The 6779-nt window shown below is 68.8% G+C and carries 6 protein-coding genes; 3 read left to right on the forward strand and 3 right to left on the reverse strand.

The window, feature by feature from the left end; genetic code table 11:
* Nucleotides 1–70: 70 nt before the first annotated feature.
* Nucleotides 71–949 (forward strand): hypothetical protein, encoded by an 879-nt coding sequence (locus tag VF651_04025; protein HEX7964866.1) that lies wholly within the window; start codon nucleotides 71–73, stop codon nucleotides 947–949.
* A gap of 79 nt (nucleotides 950–1028) precedes the next feature.
* On the opposite strand, the gene VF651_04030 is transcribed toward VF651_04025, so the two are convergent.
* The 3 genes from VF651_04030 to VF651_04040 all read right to left on the reverse strand — a co-directional run bounded on the left by VF651_04030 (nucleotide 1029) and on the right by VF651_04040 (nucleotide 4076).
* Nucleotides 1029–2654, reverse strand: a complete 1626-nt coding sequence (locus VF651_04030; GenBank protein HEX7964867.1) for a hypothetical protein — start codon at nucleotides 2652–2654, stop codon at nucleotides 1029–1031.
* 243 nt (nucleotides 2655–2897) lie between these two features.
* A complete protein-coding gene (locus VF651_04035) occupies nucleotides 2898–3242 on the reverse strand; it encodes a PilZ domain-containing protein (GenBank protein ID HEX7964868.1) in 345 nt (114 codons plus the stop codon).
* A 123-nt stretch (nucleotides 3243–3365) separates the two neighbouring features.
* Nucleotides 3366–4076 carry a hypothetical protein gene (locus VF651_04040; GenBank protein ID HEX7964869.1) on the reverse strand — a complete coding sequence of 237 codons (711 nt, stop codon included), beginning with the start codon at nucleotides 4074–4076 and terminating at the stop codon, nucleotides 3366–3368.
* Between the two features lie 156 nt (nucleotides 4077–4232).
* Here VF651_04040 and VF651_04045 point away from each other — a divergent pair, with 156 nt between their 5' ends.
* A complete protein-coding gene (locus VF651_04045; GenBank protein ID HEX7964870.1) occupies nucleotides 4233–4850 on the forward strand; it encodes an ankyrin repeat domain-containing protein in 618 nt (205 codons plus the stop codon).
* A gap of 115 nt (nucleotides 4851–4965) precedes the next feature.
* Nucleotides 4966–6741 (forward strand): CocE/NonD family hydrolase, encoded by a 1776-nt coding sequence (locus VF651_04050; GenBank protein ID HEX7964871.1) that lies wholly within the window; start codon nucleotides 4966–4968, stop codon nucleotides 6739–6741.
* The last annotated feature ends 38 nt before the right edge of the window (nucleotides 6742–6779 follow it).

A 6779-nucleotide genomic window follows, 5' to 3' on the forward strand; every position in this document is an offset into this window, starting at 1 on the left:
TTCCTTGTAGGCGGCTACCCGCCCACCTAACATAGAGCCCTCTGAAAGGGATTTGTCTAAGGGGTCGTCCATGGATATGCGTATATTCCCGCGCCGTGCGGCGGCGTGCGCTGTGATGTGGCTGTGCGCGCTGTCGGGCTGTTCGTCACAGCCGCACCTGGGCTCCGTCCAGCAGCGCCACATGGGCAAGCCGCAAATCGTCTACGTGCGTGCGCAGGATGTCATCGAGGTCACCGACCCGCTCGGCACCCACATGGCGCATGTGGGCAAGTTCGTCACGCTGAATTTCCTGTTCGGCGGAGTGGGGGCAGCCGCGTACTTCGCGGGCAACCAGTATTCCGGAGGCATGGACGATGACATGGAGCGTTCGGCGGGGCTCTTCAGCGCCCAGCACTGGCCGGACCGCGTCCAGGCGGCGATGGAGCAGGCGGTGGCCGGCGTATCGGCGCTCAGTACTGCTTCGCACCGGACGCTGGACCGGAGTCCCAACCTCGCCGAGATGCAGCAGCTCGCCGCCCGGACCGATGCGGACAGCCTGGTGTTCCTCATCCCCGAGATGCAGATGGCGAGCGAGGGGGATGAGCTGAGGATGACGGTGCGGGTCGTGGTGGTGGGCAATTCCCTGCACCATGCCTGCCGTGACTGCGGTTTCGCGCCCGCCGGCGACCAGGCGACTCCCATCATCGCGGATCACGAACTCGAAGTGGACCAGTCGCTGGTGGCGGTGCCCGGCGGCGCCACCTGGGAAGAGCAGAAGCAGTCAGGCCACAACCTGCACGGCCTTACGGACGCGGACTACGCGAGGTTCTGGCTGAAGGGCGACCCCAAGCCGCTGGTGAGTTTCCTGGATGCGGCGTTCCCGGACCTTCAGGACACGATCACCATCTACCTGGGCGGCGACGCCCCCGCGCCCCGGCCTCTGCCCACCTTGAAGATGGTGGTCTATTGACCGGGCTTAAGGCCTGACCGCACAAAAAAGGGGCGCCTTGCGGCGCCCCAACTCGGAGAACCCGGGTTCCCCTCGGGGTTCAGAAGAACGGATAGCCCGGCAGCAGCGACAGGTTCTGGAACGTGCCGTCCGGGTCCGGTCCCAGCAGGAAGTAGAGCTTGCCGCCTACCGGGTCGATCTCCACCGGTGAGCTGCCGCCCGCTTGCTGCACGTAGCCCACGCTCGCCGGGGCCCAGCCGTAGGCGAGCGCATTGCAGGCATCCGCCGGCACGCCGCTGATGGCGGTGCCGGTGAGGCCCACGGTCTCGATGGCCGCGAGGCTGCCGCCGCTGCAAGGCGCCGGGTTCGGGCTGAAGAGGTACACGAAGTCCCGCTCGATGATCGCGGCGGCGCCGCTGGGCCGGAAGCCGCCCCACAGGTCGTCGCCGATGCGGGAGTTGGCGTAGGTGGTGGCGACGCTGCCGTCGCCGTTGGCCACCACCGCGGTGAACTGCACGGGGCTGAAGCTGAAGTCCCGCACGTCGATCCAGTAGCGCCCCGCGATGGTGTAGCGCAGGAAGGCGTTCTGGTTCGCGCCGCCGCCCGCCACCAGCACCGGCGTCTGGCCCACGGGGCCGGCCTCGCTGAGCACGATCACGTGCTGGAAGCCGGTGCTCATGTCCACCTCGTTGAGGCCCAGGTGGCCGGCGGAAGGCCCGTCGCCGCCGAGACCGGCGCACTCGCCGCCGCTCGCGTCCGCGTAGACCGCGCTGGGGGCGCCGCCGGCGAGGGGCGCGGTGTAGACCGCGTAGCCCGTGCTGGTGGGCTCGGCGAACAGCAGCACGCCGGTGGCCGGATCCGTGAAGGAGCCGCCGGTGAAGCCGGTGCAGGGCGAGCTGTCCGCGTAGCTGAAGCTCGTCACCAGACCCGAGGCCGTCATGGTCACGCGGTAGAGCGCGTCGGTGTGGTTGGTGCCGTCGTCGCTGGGCGACACCAGGAACGCGACGCCGTCCTGCCGGCCAAGGACGAAGGGCGCGGGGCCGGCGGGCGGGCCCACCAAGAGCGTGGTGTGGCTGCTGAAGTTGGCCTTGTAGGCGTCCACCGAGTTGCCGGTCCACACGACCCAGCGCACGAAGCTGTCGTCGGTGGGGTCGGTGAACGCGCCGAGCACGGTCCAGTGGGCCGGCTGGATCATGGGCGCGGTGCTGGCATCGGCGCCGGCCGGGATCAGCCAGGTCTGGGTGCCGAGACCCGAGGCGCAGTCGTTCACGGAAACGACCGGTTCCACCACCGCCTGCACGTAGGCCTTGGCCGCGGCGAAGGGCCGCTCGTCCAGGGCCGTGAGGCTGCACAGCTCGGCGTAGCTGCCGCTGCTGTACTGGGCCACCGGCTGGATGCGGTGCAGATCCACCTTATAGAGGTGGCCGTTGAGGCCGTAGACCAGCATCTGCGGCTGCACGTTGGTCGCCATGTGGCTCACGGCGTTGTAGCTCCAGTCGTCCAGCACCGCCACCTGGCCGCCGGCATCCAGCACCTGGTTGGTGATCTGGTAGGGCGGGTTGCCCAGATGGTCCGTGTCCGCCAGCCACACGCCCTTGTCGCCGCCGGCGCCGAGCGTGAGCGTGAAGGGTACGTAGAAATGGTTCGCCGCCGCGGCGCCATCCGCCAGCAGTAGCGTGACCGCGGCCGCCAGCAGGCGGCGCAGCATGGATGAACTCTTGCGCATGGGTCTCTTCCTCCCTGGTCGGTCTGCACTCCACCCGAGGGATACCCGTCGCGCCGCAGACGGTGCGCGTGTTCCGAATTCCATTTGGGTCCCCCACTCGGACTTCTTCGAGTCCGCGTCCTTTATAGGCGGCGTGAGGATGGAGGGCTATCGGCCAGGAGCGCCCAGGGGTGTAAGACGCGACTTACCCCACCGGATTATGGGTAACTGCGCTTATGTCCGGTGGCGGAGGGGAGAGAGAGGTCAGGTGAAGAGCTTGCGCCAAGCTGAAAGTTGGCTGCTGTCCGAGCCGTTGCCGTCGATCTCGATGCCGAGCAGGAAAGCCTTGTCGTTCCGATCCGCGCCGCTCCAGCGCGTCTCGCCCCGCAGGTGGAAGGAGTCCTTGTGGCCGGGCACGTGGATCACGATGTCGATGCGCTCGCCCGCCTCCAGCGCCTGCTTGAGCTTGAGCTGCAGGCCGGCAGCGGAGATGTCCACGGTGGTGCAGTAGAGCGTGGAATGAGCCGGGTCGGCGGCGGTGGCTTGGCGGTGGATGACCGCGCGGTCCTGGACCGGCTTGCGTGCGTGCTTGCGGCGTTCGTCCGTCATTGTGGTTCTTGGTTCCCTGACACTCTCCAAGTTAACCGGGGCCGGCGGGCGCCACAAGCGCCGGCGGGGAACGCGGGAAAAACCGTGGGGCATGGATCCCACGCCTGCCCCGGCTGCGCAGCCTCATTGATACACCAGTACCCCCGCCAGGGAGTCGTCCATGTCGGAGACGCCGAAATAGAGGCGGCCGTGGACGGTATCCAGGCTCGCCAAGCCGGCGAGCTGCAGCGTGGCGCCGCCGCAGCGGCGCGTGAGCTGCATTTCATAGAGGTTGATGATGGGGTCCGCGGCGGTGAATGTCCCTTCGTAGCTGCAGCCATCGGTGTCGGTGCCGCTGTAGCTGCCGTCGAAGTCGACGGTGAGCAGCAGTATCCCGTGTCCCGGCAGCGATCCCTGCATGATGCCGGTGAGTTTCGCCACGTCCGGCGGATCGAAGGACACCGCGTCGTCGTAGTCCAGCGAGAAGAACCCCTCGAGGCTGCCGCAGGAGTACTCCGCGAACAGGTTCGCCGCCGCCACCGCATCACCGTCCAGCGCGCCCTGACAATGGGAAGCACCGCCCGGCAACGCGCCGCCGAGGGCGGCGTAACCCTCCAGGGACGTCTGCCAGCCGGAACTCGAATCGGGCAGGTCAGCGATGAGCTCGCGGCCCGTGGCGGTCTCCACGATGCGCACCTCGCCCGTCTTCGAGACCAAGGCCACCGCCTGCCCCGTGTGGGCGCCGTAGACCAGCTCGCCGCTGTAGTAGCCGGCGGGACTCGGCTGGACGGTGACATCACCGGCGGCATAGTCGGGGCTGCCGCAGCCGGCCAGGGCCGCGAGCAGTGAGGCCATGCATATGCAAGGAAACTGCTTCTTCACGTTCCCCCTCCTGGCATGCCCATCCAGTGTAGCCCGGCTGTGACGCAGCGCACGCGCCTGGGGCTGACCCGGACGGGGAGGCTGGTATCATGCCCTCCCGGGTCCCATCCTATAAGAAGGCATACTCCCGTGTGGAAGTGGCTCAAGGGCTCGCAGGTCAGCACTGAGATCCAGACCGGCGAGACCACGGATACGACGCTGATGCGCCGCGCCCTGGCGGCCGGCCTCAACACCATCACCGGCCACCGCCGCAGCCGCGTGCTGCATGCCTACGCGCAGTCCGCGAGCTCCAGCGTCGCCGGCATGCGCGCCATGGTGGCGAGCGGCGTGCCGGTGGACTCCCTGAACCACGACGGCGACACCGCGTTCCTGATCGCAGTGCGCAAGGGCCGCGAGCCCCTGGCGCGGGTGCTGATCGAGCTCGGCGCCAACGTGAACCACCAGAACCGGGCGCGCCGCACCGCGCTGCACGAGGCGGCCCAGCAGGGTGCCATGAACCTGGTGCGCATGTGTCTCACCTTCCGCGCACGCCTCGACCTGCAGGACGTGAACGGCAACACCCCGCTGCACCTCGCCGCCGCACGCACCCACGTGGACGTGGTGGAGTTCCTGATCCGCGCCGGCTCCCGGCCCGACACCGTGAACCGCGCTGGCCAGACCTCCTTCGCGATGGCCCACGAGCCCTTGCAGCGCAAGATGACCACCTGGTGGCTGGAGACCAGCACGCGGCTGCCGCCGCGGCGCTGACCGCGTTTCCCCTGTGGAATAAACCCGCCGCTGCCGGGGTCTGACTCCGCATGCATGCCCGTCATGCACGCGCCGTGCGACACTGGCGCGGCTCGTCCAACAAGGGGGATAGGGAATGTCCAGGATGCTCATCTCGTTGCTGCTGCTCGGCTTCGCCGCGGCGTCCATGCCCGCCGGCCATGCCGCCGATGCGCCCGCGCCCCAGGCCATGAGTCTCTCGATGCAGCAGATGATCCCGCTGCGCGACGGCGTGCACCTCTCGGCCATGATCTGGAAGCCGGCGGCGATGCCCAAGCCCCTGCCGGTGGTGCTGGTGATGACGCCCTACATCGCGCAGGAGGGCCAGACCCGCGCCGCGAAGTTCACCCGCGCCGGCTACGTGTACGTGACCGTGGACGTGCGCGGCCGCGGCGACTCCGAGGGCGTGTTCCGCCCGCTGTGGGGCAACGGCCCGGACGGCGCGGATGTGGTGGAGTGGCTGGCGAAGCAGCCCTGGTGCGACGGCCGCGTCACCATGCACGGCGGCTCCTACCGCGGCATGGTGCAGTGGCAGGTGATGGCCGAGCACCCCAAGCACCTGGTGGCGGCCATCCCCACCGCCTCCGTGTACCCGGGTCACGACTTCCCCGGCGCCCACGGCATCGAGTTCTCCTACGACGCGCAATGGCTGGCCTTCACCAGCGGCCACACCAGCAACGGCGACATCTTCGGCGACAGCCGGTTCTGGCTCTCGCGCTGGGTGGATGCCTACGAGGCGCGCCAGCCGTTCTCCACCCTGGCGGACGAGGCGGGCACGAACCGCGGCGCATTCCTCGAGTGGGTGGACCACCACGGCTACGACGCTTACTGGGCCGCCTATAACCCCAAGCCCCAGGACTACGCCGGCATCGACATCCCCATCCTCACCATCACCGGCTACTTCGACGGCGACCAGCCGGGCGCGATGCGCTACTACCGGGAGTTCATGCGCAACGCCTCGGCCCATGCGCGCTCCCGCCACTACCTGCTGATGGGTCCCTGGGACCATCCCGGCACCCGCTATCCGCAGAAGAAGCTCGGCGGCCTCAGCTTCGCCGACAACTCGGTGCTGGACATCGACCAGTTGCAGATCGACTGGCTGGATTGGGTGCTGAAGGGCGGCAAGCGCCCTGCGGCCCTGAGCGACCAGGTGAACTACTACGCCTGGGGCGAGGGCGCCGACGAGTGGCGGCACGCACCCTCGCTGGCGGCGCTGTCGTCCCACAGCCTCAAGCTCTACTTCAGCTCGCCGGACGGCGCGGCGGACGATCCCTACCACGCGGGCCGGCTGGTACCGGCGCCGGCGGCGGACGAGCCGCCGGACGGCTTCGTCAGCGATCCCGGCAAACTGCAGGACGCGGCCGCGCTGCTCGCGGAGCAGGGCGATGACTACCTCACGAATCCGGTGGATGCATCCGGCGGAAACCGCACGGTGTACGTGAGCGAGCCGCTACAAGAGGCCGTGACCCTGGCGGGCTATCCGCAAGTGGACGCCAGCATCTCCGTGGATGCGCCGGACGTGGACATCGGCGCTGAGCTGCAGGCTCTGCTGCCGGACGGCAAGACCGTGGTGCTGGACTCAGACCAGCTGCGGGCGCGCTTCCGCAAGGGCATGGACCGGGAAGTGCCGGTGACGCCGGGCGTGGTGGACAACTATGTGTTCGACGGGTTCTTCTACGTGGTGCGCCGCCTGCCCAAGGGCACGCGCTTGCGGGTGGTGATCTTCCCGCTGGACAGCCCGTATTGGGAGAAGAACTTCAACGGCGGCGGGCGGCAGGGCTACGAGACCGCGGCGGACGCGAAGGTGGCGCACGTGCAGCTGCACCTGGATGCGGCGCACCCGAGCTTCCTCGAGTTGCCGCTGGCGCCCTGAGCGCAGACACCGGAAGTGGGGGGGGGGGGGGGGGGCGG

The organism is Gammaproteobacteria bacterium, assembly GCA_036383255.1.
Classification (GTDB): domain Bacteria; phylum Pseudomonadota; class Gammaproteobacteria; order Natronospirales; family REEB76; genus DASUBN01.

Bases quoted from the DNA above. Each gene is read 5' to 3' on its own strand.
- VF651_04025 (HEX7964866.1), top strand. From the start codon at position 71: ATGGATATGCGTATATTCCCGCGCCGTGCGGCGGCGTGCGCTGTGATG.
- VF651_04050 (HEX7964871.1), top strand. From the start codon at position 4,966: ATGTCCAGGATGCTCATCTCGTTGCTGCTGCTCGGCTTCGCCGCGGCG.
- VF651_04030 (HEX7964867.1), bottom strand. From the start codon at position 2,654: ATGCGCAAGAGTTCATCCATGCTGCGCCGCCTGCTGGCGGCCGCGGTC.
- VF651_04035 (HEX7964868.1), bottom strand. From the start codon at position 3,242: ATGACGGACGAACGCCGCAAGCACGCACGCAAGCCGGTCCAGGACCGC.
- VF651_04040 (HEX7964869.1), bottom strand. From the start codon at position 4,076: ATGGCCTCACTGCTCGCGGCCCTGGCCGGCTGCGGCAGCCCCGACTAT.